This is a genomic window from Thermogemmatispora carboxidivorans, assembly GCF_000702505.1.
Classification (GTDB): domain Bacteria; phylum Chloroflexota; class Ktedonobacteria; order Ktedonobacterales; family Ktedonobacteraceae; genus Thermogemmatispora; species Thermogemmatispora carboxidivorans.
This window is the reverse complement of sequence record NZ_JNIM01000001.1, coordinates 5,378,187-5,404,472: the sequence shown is the minus strand read 5'-3', so window position 1 is coordinate 5,404,472 and position 26,286 is coordinate 5,378,187. Positions and strand designations below refer to the sequence as shown.

The following is a 26,286-nucleotide window of genomic DNA, read 5'->3' as shown; positions in this document are numbered from 1 at the left end:
GCGGCAGCGTGAGGCGCGGTGCACGGACAGAGGACACCCCGGACCCTGCCGGGCGGGGTCTGCTGTGAGGAAAGAAGGCAAAGAAGGCACTCGTTGGCTGGGCAGGGTGCTGCCAGCGAGGAGCCGCTCAATGGCGCTTCGCTCTGTAGCGCGCCTGGCTCCCTGCTGACTCTGACTGACCAGGTACTGTCTTGGTTGGTGGAGCGCCAGGTGGGTGAGTGGGTAGTACATGCGCATCCTGCCTTTCAGACTTCCTCTCTGTCGTCTCCACCGGCATGGTGCAACGGTGGATGTGGCGCCTCCCTCGGCCACGCTGCTGGCTTACTGCCCCAGCCGGGCCGTCAGCTGGTAGCGGACCGGGAGCGAAGTGGCAACCGCCCAGGCGGAGATGACGAGGACGACCCGGCTGACCTTCCTGCCAAAGTCCGGGATGGTCACGCTGGCTTGGCCACTGGCCAGGTCGACAGGGAAGGGGCGAACGCTGAAAGCCTGGCCCTCATAGACCAGGGCCTGCACACTATAGTGTTCCGGCAGCACGTTCGCCGAGCGGATAAAGCCGTGACTGACCCAGCCGTTGTCGCTGGCCAGGGTATCCTCGAAATGCAGCTCTGGGATGCGTATCCAGGCCAGGGCAAAGCCCTGGTGAGTAACTGCATCATCGGTGACCTCCTCGAAGCGCAACTGGATGCGCTGGCCGGCGTAGGGGGTCAGGTCGATCTGCTCCTCGATCCATTGCGGACTGCTCCCGCCACTGGTTCCGGTGTAGCCATAGCCCCAGTTCCCCCCATTGGGATTGCTGGCCGTTGTGTAGCGTCCGGGCAGCGTTGTCCAGTTGATCCCGTCGGTCGAGGCTTCGACAAACGCATAGTCGTAGTCGCGTTCCAGATCAAACCAGGCGGCGAATTGCAAGGTGACATGCTGGCCTTTGAGCCTGCTCAGGTCAAAAGAGCGAGTCAGGGTACTATCCATATTATCATATCGATTGCTCCACCATTCATTGTGCGAATGGTAGGGCGTGTTCGCGATGATGGGAGTGGTCGGTGTGCCAGTGAAGGTCAGGGCCAGGGTGCTCGCCTGCCCTGCCGGCTCAAAGGTGTAGTACTCTGCTGCGTATTGATGGATGCTGTTGAGCATGGTAAAAGGATAGCTTGTAACTTGCTGCGACGGCACGGGGACCCCGACCTGGATGGTGGCGTAGCCGTAGTCTCCTTTGTCGATGCTATCTTCCTGGACGACATTGGCTACGTACCACTTATTTACTACGTCATCAAAACGGTCCTTATAACCATGATGGGCCAGGATATGGTCGAAGCTCAGAGGAGGATCAGCAGGATCGCTCAGCAGCTCCTTGAGAATGGGGTAGCCACCGTAGTGCTCGGCAAAGTAGACCAGGAAGAGGTAGGCGGCCCCGTAGTGATCTAAGGCTGCTGGCATGTCGTCGCTCCAGTCGGTGAGTTGCGTGTTGGGATGAGAGAGGAAGGCGCGGTCGGCCCCACCCACGGGGAAGCCGTTGAGGTGCTGAGCCAGCAGGGACATCCCTTCATTGATCCACTCTGGATCGCTGGGATGGAGATGCCAGTGAATCATATGCTGAAATTCGTGAGCCAGGGTGCTGTTGTAATCGGCTGTCCCCGGCAGCATGGTGTCGAGGTCGATGTAGATCATCTCGCGCTCGTTGCTGTGGGGATTGATGGCGGTCGGGTACTCGTCGGCAGAAGAGAAGTAGCCGCCGACGCCGTTGCCCAGGCTCGCAGCGTTCAGGATGGTCAGGTGGATATCATCGTCGATGCCTGGCTGCCACTCGCTGCCAAAGATGGCATGCTCGCTGGGATAGATGCGCTCTTCGAAGAGGTCGGCAGAGCTTTTAAGGGCTGTCAGACTGGCACTCTGGCCATCCTCGACGTACATGTAGACGTGGGGAGTGACGTAGACCAGCCTGGCACGAATGCGCTCATAGCGGTGGGTGTCGAGGTTGAGTAACCAGAACTGGTCTTCCTGACCAGGATGTGCGTTGAGCGGCGTGCTGCGCCCCCGCTGTGGCGGCGGCTCCGGGCTGTGCAACTTGAGACGCTGCGCCAGGCTGTAGAGATCGCGTGGCGGATGGGCCGCAGTTGTGAGCCAGCGCTCGGCCTGCAGGAGCGCTGGCAGGTTCTGGGGCGTTGGCGATGGCTTCGGGCCAACGGTGACGTCGCCGGACGCCGGCGTCTTGAGAGAGGCGGCATTGCCAAAGGGGGAGCAGGCGCTCCCTGTGACCGCAAGCATAAGCAGCAGAGTCAGTAAGCCCAACCATTCACGAAGGAGCAAGGGCCTACCCCGAACCCGTTTGCTCATAGTCGCTTAGCCCTCCAGTTCCTTGAAGCGATAGCCTACGCCCCGCTCTGTCAGGATGTATTGGGGGTGAGCAGGATCTTTCTCGATCTTCTGCCGCAGATAGGTAATGTAGAGCCGCAGATAATGGGCTTCGTCTCGATATTCCCGTCCCCAGACCTTGGAGAGTAGCGTCTCGTGGGTGAGAAGACGCCCGGCATTGTTGACGAGATGGTAAAGCAGACGGTATTCGGTAGGACGCAAGGTGACCTTCTGGCCGCGGACAATGACCTCTCGCCTGGCGAAGTCGATCTTGAGGTCCTTGTCGACAACAATCTCGGTCTTGCGCGCCGGCGGCGGCATGAAAGCCCGGCGCAGCAAGGCTCGAATGCGCGAGAGTAGCTCACGTGGACTGAAGGGCTTGGCGATATAGTCATCGGCTCCCAGGTCCAGGCCACGAATGCGGTCGTGTTCGTCCTGGCGCACCGTCAGCATGATCACCGGAACGGTCGAAACCTCACGGATCTGGCGCAGGGTCTCAAAGCCATCCATTTCCGGCATCATGACATCAAGAACAATGAGATCGGGTAAATTTTCGCGCAGTTGCTCCAGAGCCTCTTCTCCACTACTTGCTTCTAGTACATGATAATGCTCCAGCTCAAGATTCATGCGGACAAGATCGCGAATACGCGGTTCATCGTCAACAATGAGAATGGTGATATCACGATGATCGAAATTTTCCTTCTCCATCTTTAAAACACCACCATAGGCAATTGCGCTTTCTCCTTGCGGGGCAGGCTAAACGAGAACGTTGAGCCTTGATGGAGCGCACTTTCCACCCAGATCCTTCCTCCGTGGGCCTCAATGATCGCGCGGCAGATATAGAGACCAAGGCCAGCCCCTGGGCGTCCAGGCGTTGATGGGTGATTGAGCCGCTGGAAGCGTTGGAAAAGCCGCTCCTGATCGCGCAGCGAGATGCCCATGCCCTGATCGCTGACGCTGATGATTACCTCGTCGCCCACGGTGGAGCAGCTCACGATGACCGCGCGCTGCCGCGGCGAGTATTTAATAGCGTTGTCCAGCAGGTTCTCCAGTACCTCCTCGATGCGGTCGCGATCGGCCATGACCAGCGGCAGGTTGGGCGGAAGCTGCACCTTGATCTCGACCTCGGGGCTTCTGGCCTGGAAGCGTCGCACGACGCCCTCAATCAGTGGCTCCAGATCCAAGGGGGCGATCTCCATATGCAGGCCGCCAGCTTCGATGCGCGAGGCGTAGAGCAGGTTCCCGACCAACTTATTGAGGCGATCGGCCTCCTCTTCGATGGCGAGGAGGCGCGCACGTAGCGTCTCGCGGTCAAAGGTGGCGTCGGTGCGGGCCAGCGTCGAGGCGTAGCCTTTGATGATGGCGATCGGCGTTTGCAGTTCGTGGGAGATGACCGAGATGAACATAGAGCGCTGCTCTTCTTGTTCGCGCTCGCGGGTGATATCGCGCACGGTCAAGATCCCGTTCATCGGCTCGCCGCGTGCCGAATGGACGCAGGAGGCTGAGACGCTGACGCTGAAGCGCTGGCCGTCGCGTGCCGTGATCTGAATCTCGCGATTGACCACGGGCTTGCCCGCAAAGGCCTGGAGGATAGGCGAATTCTCCAGGCCCAGGTCGTTCCCTAGCCGATCCTTGGGGCGCAGCACATCGTAATAAAAGCGGCCCAGCACCTCGCTTTCGCGCCAGCCCGTCAGTCGCTCCATTGCTGGATTGAAATCGATGATGCGGAAGGCGTGGTCAACGGTGAGGATGCCATCGGTGCTGTACTGGAAGATGGCTGCCAGGCGCTCCTGCTCGCGTACCAGCGACTGTGCCTTGAGGGCGAAGCGCATGCTAGCGGCCAGCTGGGCCCGAAAGAGCGCGAAGCGAATCGCGTCGTTCTCCAGGCAGGAGCTGCTGTCGGCTGGGCGGAAGTAGTGCAGCATGCCCACCAGGCCACTCTGATCGTGGAGAAGCAGCGAGCAGCGCTCATACTCCTGGGTCTGGCGGTGTCTGCCAGGGTCGGAGCTGTCGCGTTTCTGGCCGCTGTGGACCTGGGGGGGGGCACTCTCTGCTTCAGGATCAGGGCCGATGAAGTCGGCAAAGAGATCCAGCTCATCCAACAGCGAGGATGGCAGGTGCTCAACGACAAAAGGCCGGGCTGGTGTGGGCAGCGATCCACGTTGGATGTGTGCCAGCAGGCTCGCGACCGCTCTCTCGTTGATCTGGTAGGCCGTGTATTCTTCGCTGCTCTGGGGGTCGAAGGCTTCGTTGGCCACCACAAAGAGGCCAGCCTCTCCACCCAGGAGGCGGATGGCGCTCCCGATGAGAATCACGAGTTGGCCATGCAAGTCCTTAAAGTGCTGCGTCAGGGATCGGGACATAGCAGGCTCCGACAAAGACAGAGACAAGGCATGTATCTGGGTACAGAGCGGGGCCGGCAGGGGCAGGTTGGCGCAGCTCCCCGCCGGGGATTGTCAACGTTCGGTGCCAGTGCTATTTTAACACAAAGCCTTCAGGTAGGACAGAGATGCACATCGACATCTTCACGCTCTTCCCGGCCATGTTTGAAGGACCGTTTTCTGAAAGCATCCTCAAGCGTGCACGCGAGCGAGGTCTGCTCTCGATAGCCTTGCACAACATTCGGGATTTTACAACCGATAAGCATCACGTGGTCGACGATTATCCCTATGGCGGTGGCGTCGGTATGGTCATGAAACCCGAGCCGATTTTCGCTGCGGTTGAGGCTGTCTATCAGGGCGGGCCTATCGTCCTGCTGACGCCCCAGGGTCGCCTCTTTGATCAGCAGATCGCGCGTGAGCTGGCCCGTGAGCCGCGCCTTTCTCTGATCTGCGGCCACTATGAGGGGGTCGATGAGCGCGTGGCTGAGCATCTGGCAACCGACGAGCTTTCGATCGGCGATTATGTGCTCACTGGCGGTGAGCTGCCTGCGATGGTGATTGTAGATGCTGTGGCCCGCCTCATTCCCGGGGTCCTGGGCGACGATACCTCAACGCACGAGGAGTCGCACAGCGACTCTCTGCTGGAGTATCCTCAGTACACCCGTCCGCCGGAGTTCCGTGGCTGGCGCGTGCCCGAGATCTTGCTTTCCGGCAATCATGCGCAGATTGCGCGCTGGCGGCGGAAGGAAGCCCTGCGCCGCACGAAGCGCCGGCGTCCCGATCTCTTTGCCAGGCTTGATCTCAGCAGCAAAGATGACCAGAAGCTCCTCAAGGAGCTGGAGGCTGAAGGCTGGTAAGTTGCTCCTGGCCCGGCTCGCTGCCAGCCCTGGCTGATCCTGTCTGGTAGAACACTGCGCAGCTGCTCACTCTTCGGCGGCGGGCTGGTCGTTGTCGTTGGCAGCTGCGCGCGGCTCGCGTTGCTGACGCTCCTGCTGGCGTCGGAGGGCTTCTTGCCGGGCTCGCTCCTCGGCGATAATCTCTTCGACCTCGTCGGCCATAGTGCGCCCCTCGCCCTCGTAGCGGCCTCCGCCGAAGCTCGGACGGCTCTCCAGCACCTCGCGCGCGCGCCCACCGCTCTCCTGGGGACCGATGATGCCGTGGGCCTCCAGGAGGTCGATCAGGCGGGCTGCTCGGGCATAGCCCACACGCAAGCGCCGCTGCAAGAGAGAGATGGAAGCCCGACCATACTCGCGGACGACCTGTTCGGCCTGCTCTAGCAGCTCGTCGTCCAGGGGAGACTCTTCGGCCTCCTGCTCGTGAACTTCCCAGCCAGGTTCGATCTCTGGGCTGCCTCCTGGACGATGCTGAGATGCCTGCTCTTTCCAGTAGGTGACCAGGCGCTCAATCTCTTCATCGGCGACAAAGGCTCCCTGGATGCGCTCCGGCTTGCCGGCATCTGCAGGCAGGTAGAGCATGTCACCGCGTCCAAGCAAGCGTTCCGCTCCACCCATGTCGATAATGGTCCGTGAGTCAATGGCCGAGCTGACCATGAAGGAGATGCGCGTTGGGATGTTGGCCTTAATCAGGCCGGTGATCACATCGACCGATGGGCGCTGCGTCGCTACCACGAGATGGATGCCTGTAGCCCGGGCGAGCTGGGCCAGGCGGCAGATCAGTCCCTCAACCTCCTCGGGGGCCGTCATCATCAGATCGGCCAGCTCATCGATAATAATGACGATGGCGGGCAAGTTCTGGAGCGAGTTGTCCCCGCGGGCCAGTCGCTCGTTGCGGAGCTTGCGATAGCTGTCCAGGTTGCGCACACCCAGGCGGGAGAAGAGGCGATAGCGGCGCTCCATCTCGTGAATGGCATTTTTGAGCAGTCCTACTACCGTGTCGACCTCCGTCACTACAGGCATCAGCAGGTGAGGAACGCCATTGTAGTGCGTCAGCTCAACCATCTTGGGATCGACAAGCAGCAGGCGCAGGTCGTCGGGAGTGGCCTGCATCAGGAAGGTGGCGATCATCGCATTGATGCAGACGCTTTTGCCGGCGCCCGTCGCCCCGGCAATCAACAGGTGGGGCATGCGCGCCAGATCGCCAACGCGGACCGCGCCGGCGACATCCTTGCCCAGGGCTACCGCCAACTTGGACTTGGCCCGCGCGCTCTGATACTCCTTGCTCTCCAGGATCTCCCGCAGCGTCACCAGGCGGCTATTTTTATTGGGGATCTCAACGCCGACGTAGGGTCGGCCTGGTACTGGGGCCTCCATGCGGATTGAACGCGCCTCCAATACCAGGGCCAGATCGTTCTGCAAGGCCATGATGCGGCTCACTCGCGTGCGCGACTCATAGACAATATTGCCGGAGGCGTCGCGCACAGGAACCAGGCGCCCTTTCTCGTCTGGCTGCATGGCCGGCTTGCCTGTCGGGCGGATGCCGAACCGGATCACCGTGGGGCCGATGCTGATGTCTTCAGGCCGTACCTCGGCCTCGACGCGGAAGCTGCGCAGCGTATCCTGAATGAGCTTGGCCAGGGCGACCGTATCTTCGCCCAGCATCTGTAGCTTCATGTCTTCGGGCCGGTTGAGCAGGCCCAAATCCGGTAACTTCCACAGAGACGGGGGCTGGCCTGCACCGCGGGGCTGCGCCCCCCTGCTGGCCTCCGCGGCGGACTGACGCTTCAGAGGATTGGGCGTCAGCGGCTCCATCTCCGGTAGGTTGGGGACAACGTTATGCGCGGAGATGTGCAGCGGCTGTTGGGGCGGGTGCTCACCGTCGAAGGGCAGCGGCTGCTGCTGCGCTCCCCGTGTGGCGGCCTGGTATTCCTGGCGATTCAGCGGCTTAGGCGGGGGATGCGGACCGCGAAGAAGAGAGCCAGCCCGGAGCCGGTGGGACGCTCTGTCATCCTGGCGATCATCGTCGCTTTCGAAATCTGGCTCGAACTCGATGATATCCTCATCTTCCTCGCTCATCGTTGGCTCTGAGGGGCTGACTGATGAGCGGAGCATCCCGGCACGTGTTCCCTGAGCGGTCCCTTCATTCTCTCCAGCGCCGACGCCGGCCTGAGCCTGACCGCCGTAGCGGCTGTAGCGGGGGCGCTGGCCCAGAAAAGGCGAAGGGCCACGGGCCCCCTCGCCACTGCCGGAGCGAGCGGGACGCTCCACGTGGTCGGCGAAGAGCTGGCGTACAAAGCGAGCGGCGGCCAGAATGTGCCCGAAGGTGATGCGGAAGGTGACAATACTGACCAGGACCATCAGGCCCAGGATCAGAATGTGACCGACAGCAGCTGGCCAGTTGTGGAGAGGCCAGATCAGGAGAGCGCCAAGGAAGCCACCGGTCTCACCACCGAAGAGGAGCTGGCTTTCGGCCAGGACCAGCAGCCCGAGCAGGGCCAACCCGCCTACCAGTGACCTGCGCAACAGACTGCGCTGAAGCAGGCCCTCGATCAGCAAGGCCCCGGCCAAGGCCAGCAAACCGAGAGCCAGCATGTAGGCTGACCAGCCAAAGAAGGCTGTAAAGAAGGCATAGAACTCTTTCAGAATGAAGGCCTGACGGAAAATCGTCAGGGCACCGAGTATAACCAGGGAGAGCAAGAGCAGGATCGAGCTGTAAAACTGCTGCTGCTGATGAGGTTCAAGACGCTGCCACTGCTCGCGGAGCCAGTGAATAAAGCGCTCGTCCCCCGTCTGGTTGGCTGGGGGTGAAGACGGGGCCGAAGAAGCTTTGCGTCCAGATGACCGGGAACCCGCCGAGGCGCGCTTTGGAGCCTGCCGGGCATTAGCTGGTCCGGGGGTCCGCTGCTCGACGCGCACGCGGCTGGACCCGACGGCGCCTGCGGCAGCGCTCGCCCGTGCCGTCCGCTTCGCCTCTACGCCCGGGACGATACGCTCCTTGCGCTGATTCTTCTGATCGCTGGCAGCCATTCCCGCTCCGTCTGCTCCTCCCGTGAGCTATGCAGGCGATCCTCTCTCGTGGCGTTCGCTCAAAAAAGAGGAGCGCTCTTCTTCCTCTCCAGCAGCGCTTCTGCCGGGATAGCGCGTGCCAGAGTTCTATAAGCAACACCAGTATGATAGCGCAGATGTTCCAAGGGCGCAAGTGGGGAGATGGTGACCAGCGTGATCTGACTGGCGCTCGGCGGGCAAGAAGAACGCCAGTCCCCGGGCCTCTCTCTGGGGCTGTGGTCTGGCGCCGGCAAGAGCCAGGATAGCTGACGGACGGACAGGAAGGCTGTAAAAAAAGAGAGAGCGCAGGCACGGGCAGGAGAAAAAGCCAGAGCAGAGAAGGGATCGACTCTATTCTCTCTATGCCAATGCTGACGAGACTTCTCGTGCTGCACTCTCTACCTAGAGCATAAGCAGAACCTGTCGCAGGCGCATCGGTGACCTGTCGCAGAATGGTCGCAACGAAGGAGAGAAAGCGCGACTGGTAGCCGCGGCGCCAGAGGGACGTTCGGAGAGTGGAGAGAGAAGAATTGGAGGCGGGGAGAAGCGAGAGGCAAGGCCGACGACCGGCGGATCGTGCGGCGGCTCTCGCTCACCCCGCGCCAGGCTAGCTCCGGCTTAGACCTCCATCACTACTGGCAGGACCATAGGCCGACGATGAGTCTTCTCGTAAAGGAACTCGCTGAGCGTGTGCTTAATCTTGTCCTTTACAAAGGACCAGTCGGAGGCATGGCCGTTGAGGCCAACGAAGGACTCCAGCACGCGCTCGCGCGCGCTCGCCAGCAGCTCCTCAGCATCGCGCATATAGACGAAGCCGCGCGAAATGATGTCCGGCCCAGCTAGCGGGCGCCCGGTTTCCTTATCGACCGTCAGAACGGCCATCAGGATACCATCCTGCGCCAGCACCTGGCGATCGCGCAGCACGATCTGACCGACATCGCCCACGCCCAGGCCGTCGACATAGACATTGCCGCAGGAGACATGGCCAGCAGCATGGATCGAATTCTTCGTCACCTCGATCACGTCGCCATCCTCGGCGATCACAATGTGATCTGCGGGGATGCCCAGCGAGGAGGCCAGCTTTGCATGGAGCATCAGCTGACGATACTCGCCGTGGATCGGCACAAAGAACTTCGGTCGGATCATGCTCAGCATCAGCTTCAGCTCTTCCTGAGCGGCGTGGCCAGAGACGTGTACTGGCGAGACGCCCTGATAGAAGACCTCCGCCCCCTGGCGGAAGAGATTATTGATCGTGCGATTGACCATCTTCTCGTTACCCGGTACCGGCGTCGCGGAGAGAATGACGGTATCACCCGGCTGAATGCGCACGAGACGATGGTCCTGGTTGGCGATGCGCGTTAAGGCCGAAGTCGGCTCGCCCTGGCTGCCGGTACAGATGATCACAATACGCTCAGGCGGCAGCTTATTGATGTCCTCAGCGCGGATCAGCGTGTGCTTGGGGATGTTCAGATAGCCTAGATCGATGGCCATCTGGACATTGCTCACCATACTGCGCCCGACCAGAGCGACCTGGCGTCCGTAGCGCACCGCTGTATCGACCACCTGCTGCACTCGCGAGATCAGCGAGGCGAAGGTGGCGATCAAGATACGCCCGGGAGCATTGGCGAAGATCTTGTCAAGCGAGTCGCTGACCACACGCTCCGAGGGGGTATAACCAGGCGACTCCACGCGCGTGCTGTCGCCCAGCAGCACCAGAACGCCCTCCGTACCAATGCGCGCCAGTGTGCCGAAATCCGCCGGCTGCCCATCGACCGGCGTATGGTCGAATTTATAGTCACCGGTGTGCACCACGGTCCCAACCGGCGTGTGAATCACGATCCCCACCGCGTCGGGAATGCTGTGGTTGACGTGGAAGAATTCCGCCGTGCACTTGCCCAGTTTGACCTTATCGCCAGGAGCGACCATCTTGATGGCGGCGCGATCCTGCAACTTGTGCTCCTTGAGCTTCACCTGGATCAGCCCCTGGGTCAGACGGGTGGCATAGACGGGGGGAAAGTCGAGCGCGGGAAGGACATAGGGGAGACCACCAATGTGGTCCTCGTGGCCGTGGGTGATCAGGATCGCCCGAATACGCTGCTTTTTGTCCTGCAGATAGGTGATGTCCGGGATCACCAGGTCAACACCGAACATCTCATCGTCAGGAAACATCAACCCCGCGTCAACGATGATGATGTCCTCACCATACTCGATCACCATCATGTTCTTTCCGACTTCCCCAAGTCCACCCAGGGGAATAAGTCGAATTTTTTCCATTGTCAAGGTAACAAAAACCTCCTAACCACACTCAAGCATGAGTATGCCCACTCTTTGCTTTTGAGATATATGTTGACTCCTGTCTCCGCCAACAGGAGTTATAGCCAAATACAGAAAAGTCCAGGCGACGTTGAACTATCAGAAATACACACTATTCGGATCTTTTATTCTATTAAAAGTCTAGCATATTCGATACGTCAAGACAAGGAAGAGCTATACGCTGGCGACCGGAGCCAACAGCCATGCCTTGCCTTGGCCGCCGGCGCTGCTTCCTGTGCCAGGCTCCGTTATAGGAGTAGGTCAGGTTGGGTCAAGTCGGGTTAGGCCAGCCAGGCTGGGGGGAGCTTGGTTGTGGTGAGCCTGGCAGATATCTGCCACTGCTCTGGCCTGCCTGCCTGTCTGCCGATCAGCGGAGGTAGCCAGCCACTGAACCAACCAGTTCCTACAATCTTCTATCGGCCACTTTCTTCTTTTTCTGCAAACTAGAACACTTGTCTATCAACGGATATTCCCCAGCAAGGCCCGGGCGATCACCATGCGTTGAATCTGGTTGGTGCCCTCGAAGATCTGGGCCACCTTCACATCGCGCATATAGCGCTCAACCGGATAATCCCGCACATAGCCGGCGCCGCCCAGGACCTGGACCGCGTTTGTGGTGACCTCCATTGCTACATCGGTGGCGAAGCACTTGGCCATTGAGGCGTACATACTGGCATTCTGCTCATGGTCCAGCTTATAGGCTGCCTCGTAGACCAGCAGGCGTGCGGCTTCAATCTTCATGGCCATATCGGCCAGCATAAACTGCACGGCCTGGAAAGCGCCGATCGGCTGGCCAAACTGTGTTCGCTGGCAAGCGTAGGAGCGAGCGACCTCGAAAGCGGCCTGGGCCACCCCCACGGCGATAGCGCCGATATTGATGCGTCCGCCGTCCAGCGACGAGAGCGCGATTTTGAAGCCCTGGCCTTCCTCGCCCAGGCGCTGGCCGAGCGGAATAGTGCACTGCTCAAAGATTAACTCCCGGGTGGGGGAGGAATGCAGGCCCATTTTGCGCTCGGTTTTCCCGAAGCGGAGGCCGGGAGTCTCCTTCTCGACTACAAAGCAGCTGATTCCCTGTGAGCCACGGACTGGACTCGTGCGGGCCATCACCAGATAGAGATCGGCCTCGCCTCCGTTGGTGACCCACATCTTGGTGCCATTGAGCACATAGGTATCGCCGCGACGCTCTGCGCGGCACTGAAGGCTGGCTGCATCCGAGCCGGCGCTGGCCTCACTGAGAGCGAAGGCTCCGAGCAGCTCGCCCTCTCCCAGGCGTCGGACCCAACGCTCGCGCTGCTCCTCGTTGCCGAAGCGAGCGATGGAGCCTGCTACCATATTGTGGACCGAGAGGCCGACCGCGGTCGCCATATCTCCCCGGGCCAGTTCTTCATAGACCAGGGCGGCCACGGTCCGGCTCAGGGCGCTGCCCCCGTACGCTTCGGGGATCGTCATGCCCAACAGGCCCAAGGGCCCCATCTTCAGGTAGACTTCGCGTGGGAAATACTCCTGCTCGTCCCACGTAGAGGCGTGGGGCTCAATCTCCTGTTCTGTAAAGCGACGGACGGTGTCGCGAATCGCTCGTTGCTCCTCATCGAGATCGAACTGCACTGCTAGCTCCTGTTCTGCTACTGGTTTCGGCTCGCCACCACTGGATCTTCAGGGAGGAGCCGGAGCCAGCGAACGAACGCCCTTGCTTTTGCTAGCTGGCACTGGCTGGCACAGACCGGGCAGAGAAAGACGAGCGGACCAAGGCGAAGCGGCGGGCGAGGTGTGATCCGCCGAGCAGGCTGAGCGCCGCTGCATGGCCTGCAACGGACAGACGGGTAACCTCTGCCGGTCTCTTCATCATTATAGCAGTCCTGCCACCAGGTGCCATGAGCGGCTGCCGCGTGAGGAACGGAGCGGGGCGAGATAAGCGCCAGGCTTGCGCTGTTCAGAACGCTGTACTTGGCGCTAACGGGCCATCCGTTCTGTGCAGGCAGCGAGCTCTGTACCAGAGGCAGAGAGAGACTGACAGGCCGGCGGGCGACGGGACAAGTGAGTAACCGCAGGGTCGCAGGCATCTGGCTGATGCGCTGGCTGCTGAGTTCGAGCCGGGCGCCATGACCCTCAAGCCGGTATCTGAGCAGGCCGGTCATCATGGCTCCTCTGCTGCCGAACCGACCGCACCAACACGCAAGGCAGCCGGGCTACACCAGTGTCCTTACTGTTGCGCTCTGGGCGTCGCGTCACGCCCTGCACAATACGGCAAGCCCCGGCGTTCCACAACTGCCGGGGCAGCGGAGCCGATGGTCGGACTCGAACCGACGACGACTCGCTTACAAGGCGAGTGCTCTACCAGCTGAGCTACATCGGCTTCTCTTCTCACTCGCTTGATCGCTGTCTACTGTGCTCGCTGAGGTACTCTCTGGTTATTTTCTTCTGTGCCTTCTACTATAGCACAATGGGGCTGAGATTGCAAGAGAGGGGGAGGAAGGGGGCGTAATGCAGCCCGACCAGGCTTGACCTGGCGAGCTGCTGGTAGAAGGCATGACGTACTACTTTAAAGTTTCTTTACAGATCCGTCATACTTTTCTGAACTCTTCTCTGTATACTTGAGCAGTGACCGGGTATCCTCCAGCAGGGATGGTGGTCTGCCGAATCTCCTGCCACCGGTGGTTCTTGCATGGCGGTAGGCCATCCCTCCCTGCTGCGGCAATCCGCCTACCCATGCCGCGAGAGGCAATGGTCGGGAGCATCTCACTTGGGCTGGCCTGGAGGGATGGGCCTGCTACTCTGTCAATCATTGTTTTGCCGACTCTATCTCGCTATGCTGATCTCGCAGATCGACCGGGCCACAACCTCACGTACAGACAAGACGGGGTAGCTGAGACGTTGGAACGCTCAGAGCGGACAGCGGCAAGGTCGATCTGATCTGTCCAGCGCCGCGCCTTGTGCAGAGATTCCAGAGCTGAGCATATGAGATTGCTGGTCATTGAAGACGAGCCTGATATTGCGCATGCGCTCGCGAAGGGATTGCGTCAGCGTGGCTATGCTGTCGACGTTGCCTACGATGGGGAGCGCGGTTGCATGCTGGCCGAAGTCAATGACTACGACCTGGTGATCCTCGATCTCAATTTGCCCGGTCTCGATGGCCTGGAAGTTTGTCGCCGCCTCCGGGCGCTTCGCCCTGCTTTGCTCATCCTCATGTTAACCGCTCGCAGCAAGCCGGACGAGCGGGTGGCTGGTCTGGAGCTGGGGGCTGATGATTATCTGGTCAAGCCCTTCTACTTCGCCGAACTGGTGGCCCGCATCGGTGCCTTGCTGCGTCGTGACCTCCGCGGGCGCGAGCCGCTTCTCTGCTACGCCGATCTGAAGCTTGATCCGGTGGCACGCGTGGTCTGGCGCGGCAATCAGCGCCTCTTGCTGACCGGCAAAGAGTTCGGTATTTTGGAATATTTGATGCGCCACCAGGGCGAGGTGGTCAGTCAAGAAACGCTCCTTGAGCACGTTTGGGATTCGCAGGCCAACCCATTCACCAACACGGTGCGCGTCCATATCAATTCGCTGCGGCGCAAGCTGGGAGACGTCGCCGAGGCACCGCGCTATATCGAAACGGTTGTTGGTCAGGGCTACCGTCTCGGTCCGCTCTCTGCCCCATTGGAGGAGAAAGCATGAGCCGATGCTCTTTCTCGTTATCGCGCCTGGGCCTGCGCCTCCTGCGCCTGCGTCGAGCGCGGAGGCGCTTTTTGCCACTGCGCTTGCGGATTGCTATCGGCTCCGCTGCGCTGGTTTTTGTCCTTAGCTTCTCACTGCTCTTCTTTGTCAATATCGCTGCCATTAATGGATTCTCACGCATCATTCACAGTAGTGGGCTAGAATGGCCGCGCTCAACGGCCTTGTCGAATGGTGCTCGTCTCAGAAATACGCTTCCGCCCTTACCGGCTCCGCTGGCGGAGCGCCTGGCCGAGAGCTTCGCTCGTGGTCATCTCAACCCTATCGAGCGGGCCCTCTTGCTGGAGCTGCAGAGCATCTCTCTGATTGGTCTGGCTCTGGTTGCTGTGCTGGGGGGAGTTGGGGCCTACTGGCTGGCGGGCACCGCTCTGCGTCCCCTGCGCCAGGTGAGTAATGCGGCGCGGCGCATCAGTGTCGAGACGCTCGATACTCGTCTGGGGCTGACAGGACCCCGTGATGAGATTAAGGAGCTGGCCGATGCTTTTGACGCTATGCTTGCCCGGCTGGGCGAGACCTTTGCTCAACAGGGGCGCTTTGTCGCCAACGTGGCCCACGAGCTACGCACTCCCCTGGCGGCCATGCGTGCCAGCCTGGAAGTAGTGACTGGTGATCCGCAGGCAACGCTGGAAGATTATCAGGAGATGGCCGCTGCTCAAGAGCGTGCCCTCAGTCGCCTGGAGTCGCTCGTTTCGAATATGTTGCTGCTTGTCAAGAGCGAGCAGCCGCTCTGTACCCGTAGTGAGGTCAGCCTGGGGCCGCTGCTGGAGGAGGTTCTCCAGGAGCTGCAGCCGCTGGCTCAGGAGCATGGGGTCAACCTTGTGCTGGAGAATCTACCCGATCTGGTCGTGGTCGGCGACGAGTTGCTGCTGGCGCGCCTCTTCTCCAATCTGATCGAAAATGCGATCTGCTACAATCGCCCGGGCGGTGAGGTGCGTGTCAATGGTTGGGAGTCGGAGGGGCAGGCCTGCATCACGGTAGCTGATACCGGCATTGGCATTGCTGCCGAGGAGCAGGGACGCATTTTTGATCGCTTCTATCGCGTCGACAGCTCGCGCTCGCGTCACAGTGGCGGGGCTGGTCTGGGCCTCTCCATCGTGGCGGCCATTGTGCAGCAGCATCACGGAGCACTCAGTCTGTGGAGCGAGCCGGGCCGTGGCAGCATCTTTACTGTTTCTCTGCCGCTGGCTCAAGCTGAGCTGTCTGACATGCCGTCTACTCCTGCCCTGCCAGCGCTTACCGCATGCGTAGGCGCCGAGATGTCAGGAACTCCTCATCAGCAGGAATTCACTTCCGTGGTTGCCAGGGCAGGGTAACCTGCCCTGCCGGTGGCCGCTGCCGGCTGACCCACAAAGCCGACTCCCTCCCCTCTCGCGAGTAGTTAGCCAGAATCTCGCCCCCAGCCAATCTTAACAGCGATTTTATCCTCGGTCAGCTAGATTCCCTGATGTGACGGGCGAGACCCAGAGAGTGCTTAAGCGAAGGGAGTCACTGCACTATGGTTACTGTCAGGCAAGCAGCGCCTCTGCTGCTGCGCTGGGCCGCTGGCTTGCTCTCGCTGATGGCCCTCCTGTTATTGGTGGCCTGTGGCACCAATAACAGCACTACCGCCGGGGGCGTCGGTGCCTCTGCTTCCGCGACTCCCACCTGTCCCCCGACCCCACGCTTCCAGAGCGTAAGCGGGACGGTGCAGAGCGTGAGTACTGGCTCCTTCAGGGTGCTAGACCGGCAGGGTCAGAGCAAGCAGGTTGTCTACACCAGCAGTACGCGCTTCACCAAGCAGGTGCAAGAGAAGGTGAGCGACCTCAAGAATGGGGAGCAGGTCACGGTCGTTGTCAACCAGAACTCGGATGGTACCTACTCCGCCGTCTCTATTGCCGCTGGGGGCGCTCAAGCGAGCTTCGCGAGCAGCGGCAACGGCACTGGTCAGAATGGCCAAGGCTCACGACAGGGCTTCGGCGGCAATCGCGGCAACGTCAATGCGGCCTGTTTCCGGCGCCAGGGTCAGGGTGGCTTCGGCGCTAACGGCACGAGCAGCAGTCAAAACGCACGCGCCGTGCGCGGTAGCATCACCCAGATTGTCGGCAATCAGCTGACAGTGACCGATAGCAGCGGGAGCAACTTTGTGCTGACCTTGACCAGTGCCACGCGCGTCGTCGAGACCGAAGCTGCCAGTGCGAGCGATCTCAAGAGCGGGGTGACGGTGCTGGTCGTCGGTTCCAACGGCAGCCAGGGTCAGCTAACCGCCTCCAGTGTCACCATCAACCCCCAGATACAGGGAAGGTAAGGAATGAAGGCAGGTTGATAGCAGAAGCGAACAAGGAGCCTTCTTCTGAAAGGAGATGTAAGCATGTCCGATGTCGAGACGAATCTCCAGCCGTTACTGGAGGACGAGGGGAGTGAGATCGCTACAGAGGAAGCGGTGCGTCTGGATACCAAACTCACTTTACCGCCGCGTCGCCGGGGTCGCCGCCGTGCCTGGTTGATTGGTACTGTGGTAGCGGTAGTTCTGCTACTGGCTGCAGGTGGGGCGCTGGCCTATATGCGTCTGACGGCGCAGCAGCAGCCTCAGTATACGCTGGCGACGGTGACCACCGGCAATCTCGCTGTGACCGTCTCGGGCACTGGGCCAATCATGCCGCGGGCCCAGTACAATTTGAGCTTCCCCAGCTCGGTGGGTGGCCAGATCAGCGAGATCGATGTGCAGGTGGGTCAGCATGTGACCAAAGGCCAGGTGCTGGCGAAGGTCGATTCCCCCTCGCTGCAAGACGCTGTGACCCAGGCCCAGCAGGCGGTGAACAATGCCCAGACGGCTTACAACGATGCCGTCAACAGCGGGGCGTCGCAGTCACAGCTTGATCAGCTCCAGGGCCAGCTCCAGAGCGCGCAGGATCAGCTGGCAGCAGCTCAGCACAATTTGAGCCAGACTGTGCTGACGGCACCCTCCGATGGAACGATCGTGGCCATTAATGGCACGGTTGGCCAGACGCCTGGTACAAGCAGCTCTAGCTCCGGCTCCTCTGGCAGCAGCGGGAGCAATGCCTTTATGGTCCTTGTGGATACCAGCTCGCTGACCATCGCCGCGGCTGTCAATGAAGCTGACATTGCCAGTGTCCAGGTGGGTCAGCCAGCTTCCTTCACGGTGGCGGCCTATCCTAACCGGACCTTCCACGCGACCGTCTCCTCGGTCGATATTCTCGGCCAAAGCTCTTCTAATGTGGTGAGCTATACCGTGGATCTGACGGTTAATCAGAGCAGCCTTAACGGGTCGCACATTTATCCGGGCATGACAGCCACCGTCAATATCACCACCCAGCAGCGCATCGGGGCCTTGCTGGTGCCCAACCAGGCCCTGACCTTTACCAATGAGGCGGTGCAGGTTGGGGCCATCAGCCGGCAGACGCTGGCACAGGTCTACCGCAATGCGGGCATCTCCGTCGGTCAGGGCAATGCTAACAGCACTGGCGGGACCAGCGCCTCTAGCCAGAGCAGCTCTGGTAGCAGCAGCAGTAGCAGTAGCAGCACGCGCGTGGTGCTCACACTGCGGAATGGCCAGTTGACCCCCGTGGTGATTCAGACGGGCCTGACCAATGGGACCTATACCGAGGTGACTTCGGGTCTGCAGGACGGCGATCAGGTGGTGGTCAGTGCGACGGGCGGCCTCTTCTCTAACCTCTCGACGACTAGCACGAGCACTGGTAGCAGTGGCTTGAGTGGCAATGGCTTCGGCGGTGGTGGGGCGCGCTTCTTCGGCGGAGGAGGAGGTGGCCGCTAAATGGAGCAGCGTGAGCAGTGGCAGGCTGATGGACATCGCGCCTATCCCCTGGTGCGAGTCCGTCAGCTGGTCAAAAACTATTACCTGGGTCATACGATCGTGCCGGCTCTACGGGGGGTTGATCTCGATGTCTGGCCGGGCGAGTTGGTGGCCCTCATGGGTCCCTCCGGCTCGGGCAAGTCAACTTTCATGAATCTGCTCGGCTGCCTGGACCAGCCAACGGCAGGCCGTTATCTGCTCAGCGGGGTGCCGGTCGATGAGCTAAGCCCCAATGAGCTGGCCGACGTGCGCAATCGCTCGATCGGCTTCGTCTTCCAGAATTTCAATCTCTTGCCCTGGATGACGGCCCTGGAGAACGTCGAACTGCCGCTGACCTATATGCAGATGCCTGCCGAGGAGCGTAGAAGGCGGGCCGAGATGGCGCTGACGCTGGTGGGCTTGCGTACGCGCGCTCACCATCGTCCGACGGAGCTGTCCGGCGGTCAGCAGCAGCGTGTCGCCATTGCGCGCGCCCTGGTAACGTCGCCGACTCTGCTCCTGGCCGACGAGCCAACGGGAAACCTGGATAGTCAGACCAGTGTTCAGATTATGGGCATTCTGCAGGAGCTGAATCGCCGCGGCCTGACCATTATTCTGGTGACGCATGAGGCCGATATCGCTGCTTATTGCCGTCGCCAGGTGCGTTTTCGCGATGGGCGCGTTGTGGGCGATACGCTCAATTCTGAGCCGCTGGAGGCTCGCCTGCAGCTGACTCATGATCACGATCATGAACAGGAGGGAAGGAAGGTGACCTCATGAGCTTTCTGAGGCCCGAGACTGGTGCATCACAGCATGCCACGCTGCCACAGCCGGCGCCGCTGGAGCGCAGCGCTTTCCTGCCTCCCGTTCACGCCTATCGGCGGGCCCGTGGCTTCTCTGCTGTCTATCAGGGAACGCGCAGCGCGCTGCGGGCCTTGCGGGCCAATGCCTTGCGGTCCCTGCTGACTTCGCTGGGGATCATTATCGGCGTCGGCGCTGTGATTATGATGATCTCGATCAGTGAGGGGAACGCCGCTGCTATTAATCAGCGGCTCTCAGCGCTTAATCCGACTCAGTTGACGATCTTCCCTGGTAGCGCCCGCGGCACCGGCGGGGTCAGCAGCGGCCTGGGGTCTGCCCAGTCGCTAACGCTGGACGATGCCAATGCCATTGCTCAGCTCTCCCATGTAACCGCTGTCAGCCCTCTGATTAATGCTCAGGGGCAGCTGGTGGCCGGCGACCAGAACTGGTCAACTTCGGTCGTTGGGGTGGCCCCTCCTTATCAGCAGATCGGCGGCTGGCAGCTGCAAGATGGCAGCTTCATCTCGCAGGACGATGAGGATAGCGGCCATACTGTGGCTGTGCTCGGGCAGACGGTGGTCGACAACCTCTTTGGCCCGGGCGCCGATCCAGTAGGGCAGAGTGTGCGCATCAATGGCGTTCCCTTTACGGTGATCGGGGTGCTGGCCCCCAAGGGAACCACTGGCGGGCGCAATGCCGATGACGTCGTCTATGTGCCCTATACGACGGCCCGACAGCGTCTGAGCGGCGGGCGCTCCCTGGGCCAGATCGTGCTGACTGCCGATAGCACTTCCAATGTTGGCCTGGTGCAAAATGAGGTCGAGCAGTTGCTAGAGCAGCGGCACAACATTGCTAACCCGCAGCTCGATGACTTCCAGATCTCCAATCAGCTCCAGGTTCTCCAGTCGGTGCAGGGCACCAACCAGGCCCTGACGATCCTTTTGGTCAGTGTGGCTTCGGTCTCGCTGGTGGTCGGCGGGATCGGCATCATGAATATCATGCTGGTCTCGGTGACCGAGCGTACACGCGAGATTGGTATTCGTATCGCTATCGGGGCACGTCCGCGCGATGTGATGACGCAGTTTTTGATCGAGGCCCTGGTGCTGAGCATCCTGGGCGGGCTGATTGGTATCGTGCTCGGCCCAGTCGGGGCTTGGGTGCTGACGCATTTTACTACTACGCCCTTTGTGCTTGATCCGCTCTCGGTCCTGCTGGCCTTCGGCGTCTCAGCCCTGGTCGGGGTCGTCTTTGGCTTCTATCCAGCGCAGCGCGCGGCTCGCCTTGATCCAATTGTCGCTTTGCGCACCGAGTAAGCAGCCTTTGGCAAAGAGAGCAGACGAGCCTGCGATCCTTTCGTTGGTACCCCTCCTTAACTGCACCTCGTCTGAGAAAAGGGACGAGCACAATGGGGAGGCGAATAGGCTCCTCCTGGCGGCTCTCCCCTCTGACGCTGGTTGGCTGGCGGCCCTGCTCCGGTCCACTGTCCACCGGAGCAGGGCCGCCAGCGCTCCTTGCTCTCCTCTCCTGTTCCCTGCAGCTCACCCCAGGCTGACCTTTTCAATCAGGCTATCTGGCCTTGCCTCTTGCCTTGCCCTTCTCTCTTCACAAGATACCGATATGCTGCTTTAGTGCGTCTGTTTGTGTGAGAAAGCGAATTTTTCTTGTTCCGCTATACTCAAGATAGTCGCTATTCTTTAACCTGACCTTTGCCTCTGTTTAATCAAGGCATGATACAATCCCTCACGGAGCTGCAGAGAAGACAGCTATTGTCAGGCAGAGGAAGCCTGGCGGCTGTCGGAAGCGATACGGGATGATCAGGAGCTTAGCGATTCCAGGCAGGACCAGTTTCTGGTCTCGTGAGCTTGCGGAAAGGTTGGAGCAAACAATGAAGCGCCTCTTCAAAGTTGGCCTGGCCATGTTGCTAATGGTCATTCTGTTGGGGACGGTGGCCGCGGCTGCTGCGCCTTCCCGGTCTCAAATGGGAACGGCGGCTGTACGACGCTCGACGACCACTCCCATTCAGCATCTCGTGGTTATCTTTGACGAGAACGTCTCGTTTGACCACTATTTCGCTACCTATCCTGTTGCGCTCAATCCTCCTGGAGAACCTGCTTTCCACGCTCGACCGGGCACGCCCACTGTGAACGGGTTGACGCCAAGTTTGTTGAGTCACAACCCGAATAGCGCCAATCCGAAGCGGCTTGATCGCTCCCAGGCTCTGACGTGCGATCAGGATCATGACTATGATGATGAGCAAGAGGCTTTTGATCATGGCCTGATGGATCGCTTTGTGCAGTCGGTGGCTGGCTCAAGCTGCACTGATAAATCGATTGTGCTGGACTACTACGATGGCAACACTGTCACCGCTCTCTGGAACTATGCCCAGCACTTTGCCATGAGCGATAACTCCTTTGGCACGACCTTTGGTCCCTCGACACCGGGCGCCATCAATCTGGTCTCTGGTCAGACGCATGGTGCCACGCCGGCCAACGTGTCTGGCCTGATCAGCAACGGCACCTTAATTGGCGATGCTCGTCCGGCTTTCGATGATTGCTCGGTGGGGACGACCGCTTCGCTGAGTGGCAAGAACGTAGGGGATCTCCTGAATGCCAAAGGCATCACCTGGGGCTGGTTCCAGGGTGGTTTCCGTCCAACAGCGGTCAATAATGGGAAAGCAGTCTGTGGGGCGACGCACAAGAACATTGGCGGGGCCACTGTCACCGACTATATCCCCCATCATGAGCCATTCCAGTATTATCAGTCGACGGCCAATCCGCATCATCTGCCGCCGTCTTCGGTGCAGATGATTGGGCGTACCGACCAGGCTAACCATCAGTACGATCTCAGCGATTTCTGGGCCGCTCTGCAGGCTGGCCATCTACCGGCAGTTAGCTTTCTCAAACCCGCTGCCTATCAGGATGGACACGCCGGCTACTCTGACCCCCTCGACGAACAGCAATTCCTGGTCGATACGATCAATCGCCTGGAGCGCTCGCCGTACTGGGAGAGCATGGCCATCGTTATCGCCTACGACGATTCGGATGGCTGGTACGATCACGTGATGGGGCCGATTGTGATGCATTCGGCGGATGCGACCTACGATGCGCTCACTGGCGCGGGCCAGTGTGGAGCGCCACAGCCAGGGGCCTACTCTGGGCGCTGCGGCTATGGGCCTCGCCTCCCCTTGCTGGTGATCTCGCCCTTTGCGCGCGTCAACTTCGTCGACCATACGGTGACCGATCAGACCTCGATCCTGCGCTTTATCGAAGATAACTGGCAGCTAGGTCGCATCGGCGATCAGTCCTTTGACGAGCTGGCCGGTCCCCTGACCCAGATGTTCGACTTCTCCGGCCCGCGTGCACCGCGTCTCTTCCTCGATCCCCAGAGCGGCACGCCGCGCTAAAGAGAAGGAGAGCGTGACCATTGGCCGCGCTCTCCTTCTGACTGAGCGGCTGGCCGTCCGCGCTTCCCTTCCCGCGTCATTTGCTGGGATGCTGGTGGCGAGGAGCCTGCGCCGTTGACCGACCGACGGCGGCAGGCTCCTCTTGCCTTGTCAGGTCCTGGTGAGTGAGTGAGGGAGGGAGGGAGGGAGTGGAAAACGGGCAGGCTGACCTGCTTTCTCGTCCGTCTCAAGCGGACTGGCGGCTATCGGCCAGGGCCTGCAGGGCGGCGGTGAAGCATTCCATTGGTGGATGGACAATACCGGCCCCGACCTGACCGATGCCGGGCAGACGGTGGGCAATGCCCGTATTGATGACCGGTGGCAGGTTCAGACGACAGACCTGGCGGATATCGATGCCGGTCGGGGTCCCCTGGAAATTGAGGGTGGGCAGACTGAACTGTGGGTTGGTGGTCACAGTCAGCGAGTACATCTCACGAGTATAGCGCAGGGCGTCGGCGGGCGTGCCTCCGATAAACTGGACGATGGCCGGGGCCCCAGCCATTGCGAAGGCCCCCAGCCCGGCGGTCTCCGTAATAGCGCTATCCCCAATATCAGGGTTGGCGTCCTCGGGACCGAAGCCAGCAAAATAGAGGCCCTGAATCGCCTGGGCCGGCCCCACAAACCAGCGCTCGCCCAGTCCGCTCACACGGATACCGAAATCGACCCCATTGCGCGCCATCGTGACCACCACGCTGCTATTGGGCACATTCGCCCCCGCCAGCGTCATGGCCTTGGCCGCCGCCATTGAGGGATTCAGATGAAAGTGGTCGTTGGAGGCGATAAAGCGCAGCACGCTGGCGGTTTCCGTGCTAGAAGTTCCCGTTTCGACTAAGGCTGGGGCTAGCTGGCGCAGGAACAGCGAGGTTGCTGCCTTGTTGCGGTTATGGCCCTCGTCGCCCATCTGCAGAGCCTGAGCCAGCAGCGAGCGCAGGTCAAGGCCGCCGATATGGCGCAAGGCCCGGCTCAGAGCCGGCCCGAGGACCTCTTGCATCCAGCGCAGGCGCTCGATGACCTCCGGAGCATAGGCACCATAACGGAGCACCTTGCCCAGTCCCTCATTCAAGGGAGCAAAAGTACGGTTGCCATGCACTCTCTCCTCTACGATGAGCAGAGGCATAGAGGGCGAGACAATGCCAGCCATTGGCCCAACAGCATCATAGTGGTGACACGGAGCAAAGGTAATGCTGCCTGTCTCCGCCAGGTGGGTGGCTTCCTCCTCGCTGCCTGCCCAACCTTCGTAGAGGCAGGCACCAATAATGGCGCCTCGCATCGGTCCGCACATACGTTCCCAGCTAATCGGCGGACCGGCGTGGAGCAGGGCATAGCCTCCTTGGGCCTCGCGGAAGAGAGGGATGACGGCCCCGGCGGGCTGGACGTCGACCAGGACAGGCTCAGCGGCCAGCATGCGCCCCACGGCGATCTCGTTGGCGCGATCGATGGCCGGATCAGCCAGCAGGCGAGCTAAAGCTGCGGGATCACCGGCGGGCGGTCGCCAGGCTACGCTGGTCACCGTGACGCCCTGGGCGCGCAGGGCCTCGGCGAAAAGCTCGGCACCGACATTGATGACAGTGAACGGTGAAGGGCTGAGTTGCTCTGGCGTGCTAGGCGAGACCACCGCTTTCCTCCTGCTCGTAGAGTAACTGGACACAATGCAGGGCTGCTTCGGCGTTGCTTGTAAGGACAGTGGCCCCGGCTTCCTGCAGGCGTGCAGCCTGAGCCGAGAGACGCTGCGGATCACCCTCGGTGCCGCAGAGCGAAACCACCAGCGCTGGACGAGGGCCGCGCCGACGCAGCTCGGCGATGACGGGGGCATAGATGGCAGCCGGATCGGGATGGGCACAGTAGCCGAGCACCAGGTCGAGCAGCACCACAGAGACGCCCGGATTGTCGGCCACGGTCTCAAGGGCCTGCAGACGCAGCGAGGGATCGATCATAGGATGGGGGCGCCCGCGCGTGTATTCGTCGGCCCCGAAGTCGATGGCGCAGTGGCCGGGGAGAGCTGTCAGGCTGCTTTCATGCAGGCGCCAGGCCGGCTCTAAAGGGATATTGGAATAAATAGGTCCCAGCAGGGTGCTCCAGAGCTGCATCGCCTCGTCGCAGAGGGTACCGCCGGCGAAAAGGCCGACCAGGTGCCCATTGGCTGAGGAGACAGCGCAGGTTTGCCTTAGCCGTTCAAGGCGCGCGGCAATGGTACTGGCGGGCGTCGTAGCGGTATGGTAGGAGGAAGGTGAGGCAGCGAGCTGAACGGCCAGGATAGCGGCTTCAGTCAGGGTGTGGGCCACCGCCACCCGGCTGCCATAGCGCTGCTCCAGAGCCTCGTGATCGGCGCCCAGAAAGCAGGTCACCACAGCCTTTGAGCCGCTAGCCGCCTCCTCGATCACGCGAGCGGCTACCTCTGGGGCGGGAGGCTTGGAGACCAGGACGATCACCCGCGTTTCCTCGTCCTTCAAGAGGAGGCGAATGCCCGCCAGGGTTGTCATGGCTCCAACCTCGCGGCTCAGATCGCGCCCGCCGCTGCCGATGACCTGAGAGACGCCACTGCCCTGCTGAGCGATCAGCGACATCACCTGCTGAATGCCAGTACCCGAAGCGCCGATGATGCCGATAGGACCGCGAGGCACAACATTAACAAAGCCCAGCCCGACACCATTGAGCAGGGCTGTGCCGCAGTCTGGTCCCATCAGCAGCAGACCTCGTTCCTGGGCTAGCTGCTTCAGGGCAATCTCTTCCTGCAGGGGCACATTATCGCTGAATAGAAAGACATGCAGACCGGCGCGCAGGGCCTGCTCGGCCTCCAAAGCTGCATAGGGACCAGGAACCGAGATCATGGCCAGGCGAGCCTCGGGTTGACGTCTGGCGGCCTCCTCCAGAGAGTGTGGGGGCTGCGTGAAGGGAGTGGCTGGGGACCCGCTGTCCTGGAAAGCTAGGCTCGTGGGCTGGCGGGCGGTCAGCAACTCCTCAGCAGCCTGTAGCGCCTGCCTGGCGACCTCCGGTAGCGCGGCCTGGACCACCAACAGCAGGTCTTCAGCACCTGCTGTCACCTCGCCGGGATGAAGACCGGCCTCTGCGAGCAACTGGAGATTCGCTTCGGTAGCCATCACAGCGGCGGCGTTCTCGACGCCAGGCAGCCCTTTGAGGGCCGTAGCGATCTGCATCAGGGCGATCGAATCAACGTAGGTACGTCGCCTGACCTGCGCTTGAATCACCATAGGTCCGATCCTTTTCTCTTGCTGGCTGGGTAGGCTGTCCGGCTGAGCGCAGGCTGCCAGGCTGGAGCGCTCTGCGCTAGCGAGACAGCTCTCGCATGACTTGGCTGACTGAAGGTCAGTAGGGTGACGCCTTGACTGGGCTGGCGGTGATGGATGCTCATGCTGACCACCTTGCGCTCTGCCGCCGCAGCCTGGCCGCAAGCAGGAGTCGGCGGCGACAAGAGGCGCAGAAAAGCGAAGCCGGACCGGATGCGGGCCAGAGAAAAACCAGCACCGCGGTGCTGCCGCATCCGGTCCGGATGGGTACTGCATCACATCAGGATACCGCAGGGGAGACGCCAGAAGAAAA

At 61.0% G+C, this 26,286-nt stretch carries 16 protein-coding genes and 1 tRNA gene; 8 read left to right on the top strand and 9 right to left on the bottom strand.

Going from position 1 to position 26,286, the window contains the following annotated elements; all coding sequences use genetic code 11:
* Positions 1–321: 321 nt before the first annotated feature.
* The 3 genes from N688_RS21325 to N688_RS21315 are packed head-to-tail and all read right to left on the bottom strand — an operon-like array spanning position 322 to position 4,712.
* Positions 322–2,331 (bottom strand): M6 family metallopeptidase, encoded by a 2,010-nt coding sequence (locus N688_RS21325; protein WP_052891165.1) that lies wholly within the window; start codon positions 2,329–2,331, stop codon positions 322–324.
* A 6-nt stretch (positions 2,332–2,337) separates the two neighbouring features.
* Positions 2,338–3,057 carry a response regulator transcription factor gene (locus tag N688_RS21320; protein ID WP_052891164.1) on the bottom strand — a complete coding sequence of 240 codons (720 nt, stop codon included), beginning with the start codon at positions 3,055–3,057 and terminating at the stop codon, positions 2,338–2,340.
* A gap of 2 nt (positions 3,058–3,059) precedes the next feature.
* Positions 3,060–4,712 (bottom strand): sensor histidine kinase, encoded by a 1,653-nt coding sequence (locus N688_RS21315; RefSeq protein WP_081839108.1) that lies wholly within the window; start codon positions 4,710–4,712, stop codon positions 3,060–3,062.
* A gap of 146 nt (positions 4,713–4,858) precedes the next feature.
* Between N688_RS21315 and trmD the strand changes: the two genes are divergently transcribed.
* Positions 4,859–5,587, top strand: coding sequence for a tRNA (guanosine(37)-N1)-methyltransferase TrmD (trmD, locus tag N688_RS21310; protein WP_052891162.1), 729 nt, complete (start codon positions 4,859–4,861; stop codon positions 5,585–5,587).
* Between the two features lie 66 nt (positions 5,588–5,653).
* Here trmD and N688_RS21305 read toward each other — a convergent pair whose 3' ends face one another.
* The 4 genes from N688_RS21305 to N688_RS21285 all read right to left on the bottom strand — a co-directional run bounded on the left by N688_RS21305 (position 5,654) and on the right by N688_RS21285 (position 13,337).
* Positions 5,654–8,653, bottom strand: a complete 3,000-nt coding sequence (locus tag N688_RS21305) for a DNA translocase FtsK (RefSeq protein ID WP_052891161.1) — start codon at positions 8,651–8,653, stop codon at positions 5,654–5,656.
* Positions 8,654–9,289: 636 nt separating this feature from the next.
* Positions 9,290–10,945, bottom strand: coding sequence for a ribonuclease J (locus N688_RS21300; RefSeq protein ID WP_052891160.1), 1,656 nt, complete (start codon positions 10,943–10,945; stop codon positions 9,290–9,292).
* Positions 10,946–11,443: 498 nt separating this feature from the next.
* Positions 11,444–12,589: an acyl-CoA dehydrogenase family protein gene (locus N688_RS21295; RefSeq protein WP_052891159.1), complete on the bottom strand. Its 1,146-nt coding sequence runs from the start codon at positions 12,587–12,589 to the stop codon at positions 11,444–11,446.
* Between the two features lie 675 nt (positions 12,590–13,264).
* A tRNA-Thr gene (locus tag N688_RS21285) sits at positions 13,265–13,337 on the bottom strand.
* Between the two features lie 602 nt (positions 13,338–13,939).
* On the opposite strand from N688_RS21285, the gene N688_RS21280 reads away from it, so the two are divergent.
* From N688_RS21280 to N688_RS21250, 7 genes are all read left to right on the top strand, one after another.
* Positions 13,940–14,638 carry a response regulator transcription factor gene (locus N688_RS21280; RefSeq protein ID WP_052891157.1) on the top strand — a complete coding sequence of 233 codons (699 nt, stop codon included), beginning with the start codon at positions 13,940–13,942 and terminating at the stop codon, positions 14,636–14,638.
* On the top strand, positions 14,635–16,008 hold the full coding sequence (locus N688_RS21275; RefSeq protein ID WP_052891156.1) for a sensor histidine kinase: 1,374 nt from the start codon (positions 14,635–14,637) through the stop codon (positions 16,006–16,008). Before N688_RS21280 ends, N688_RS21275 begins: the two co-directional genes overlap by 4 nt.
* A gap of 182 nt (positions 16,009–16,190) precedes the next feature.
* On the top strand, positions 16,191–16,979 hold the full coding sequence (locus N688_RS21270) for a DUF5666 domain-containing protein (RefSeq protein WP_052891155.1): 789 nt from the start codon (positions 16,191–16,193) through the stop codon (positions 16,977–16,979).
* A gap of 63 nt (positions 16,980–17,042) precedes the next feature.
* Positions 17,043–18,467 carry an efflux RND transporter periplasmic adaptor subunit gene (locus tag N688_RS21265; RefSeq protein WP_052891154.1) on the top strand — a complete coding sequence of 475 codons (1,425 nt, stop codon included), beginning with the start codon at positions 17,043–17,045 and terminating at the stop codon, positions 18,465–18,467.
* Entirely contained in the window at positions 18,468–19,265 is a 798-nt protein-coding gene (locus tag N688_RS21260) for an ABC transporter ATP-binding protein (protein ID WP_052891153.1), read from the top strand.
* Positions 19,262–20,599, top strand: a complete 1,338-nt coding sequence (locus N688_RS21255; RefSeq protein WP_052891152.1) for an ABC transporter permease — start codon at positions 19,262–19,264, stop codon at positions 20,597–20,599. The genes N688_RS21260 and N688_RS21255 overlap by 4 nt, the downstream gene beginning before the upstream one ends.
* A 572-nt stretch (positions 20,600–21,171) precedes the next feature.
* Positions 21,172–22,689, top strand: coding sequence for an alkaline phosphatase family protein (locus tag N688_RS21250; RefSeq protein ID WP_052891151.1), 1,518 nt, complete (start codon positions 21,172–21,174; stop codon positions 22,687–22,689).
* A gap of 226 nt (positions 22,690–22,915) precedes the next feature.
* Here the strand turns inward: N688_RS21250 and N688_RS21245 are convergent, their stop codons facing one another.
* Both N688_RS21245 and fdrA read right to left on the bottom strand, forming a co-directional pair.
* Positions 22,916–24,343, bottom strand: a complete 1,428-nt coding sequence (locus N688_RS21245; protein ID WP_052891150.1) for a YlbE family protein — start codon at positions 24,341–24,343, stop codon at positions 22,916–22,918.
* Positions 24,330–25,937: an acyl-CoA synthetase FdrA gene (gene fdrA, locus N688_RS21240; protein WP_052891149.1), complete on the bottom strand. Its 1,608-nt coding sequence runs from the start codon at positions 25,935–25,937 to the stop codon at positions 24,330–24,332. Before fdrA ends, N688_RS21245 begins: the two co-directional genes overlap by 14 nt.
* Positions 25,938–26,286 lie beyond the last annotated feature (349 nt).

Bases quoted from the DNA above. Each gene is read 5' to 3' on its own strand.
- N688_RS21325 (WP_052891165.1), bottom strand. From the start codon at position 2,331: ATGAGCAAACGGGTTCGGGGTAGGCCCTTGCTCCTTCGTGAATGGTTG.
- N688_RS21320 (WP_052891164.1), bottom strand. From the start codon at position 3,057: ATGGAGAAGGAAAATTTCGATCATCGTGATATCACCATTCTCATTGTT.
- N688_RS21315 (WP_081839108.1), bottom strand. From the start codon at position 4,712: ATGTCCCGATCCCTGACGCAGCACTTTAAGGACTTGCATGGCCAACTC.
- trmD (WP_052891162.1), top strand. From the start codon at position 4,859: ATGCACATCGACATCTTCACGCTCTTCCCGGCCATGTTTGAAGGACCG.
- N688_RS21305 (WP_052891161.1), bottom strand. From the start codon at position 8,653: ATGGCTGCCAGCGATCAGAAGAATCAGCGCAAGGAGCGTATCGTCCCG.
- N688_RS21300 (WP_052891160.1), bottom strand. From the start codon at position 10,945: ATGGAAAAAATTCGACTTATTCCCCTGGGTGGACTTGGGGAAGTCGGA.
- N688_RS21280 (WP_052891157.1), top strand. From the start codon at position 13,940: ATGAGATTGCTGGTCATTGAAGACGAGCCTGATATTGCGCATGCGCTC.
- N688_RS21275 (WP_052891156.1), top strand. From the start codon at position 14,635: ATGAGCCGATGCTCTTTCTCGTTATCGCGCCTGGGCCTGCGCCTCCTG.
- N688_RS21270 (WP_052891155.1), top strand. From the start codon at position 16,191: ATGGTTACTGTCAGGCAAGCAGCGCCTCTGCTGCTGCGCTGGGCCGCT.
- N688_RS21265 (WP_052891154.1), top strand. From the start codon at position 17,043: ATGTCCGATGTCGAGACGAATCTCCAGCCGTTACTGGAGGACGAGGGG.
- N688_RS21260 (WP_052891153.1), top strand. From the start codon at position 18,468: ATGGAGCAGCGTGAGCAGTGGCAGGCTGATGGACATCGCGCCTATCCC.
- N688_RS21255 (WP_052891152.1), top strand. From the start codon at position 19,262: ATGAGCTTTCTGAGGCCCGAGACTGGTGCATCACAGCATGCCACGCTG.
- N688_RS21250 (WP_052891151.1), top strand. From the start codon at position 21,172: ATGAAGCGCCTCTTCAAAGTTGGCCTGGCCATGTTGCTAATGGTCATT.
- fdrA (WP_052891149.1), bottom strand. From the start codon at position 25,937: ATGGTGATTCAAGCGCAGGTCAGGCGACGTACCTACGTTGATTCGATC.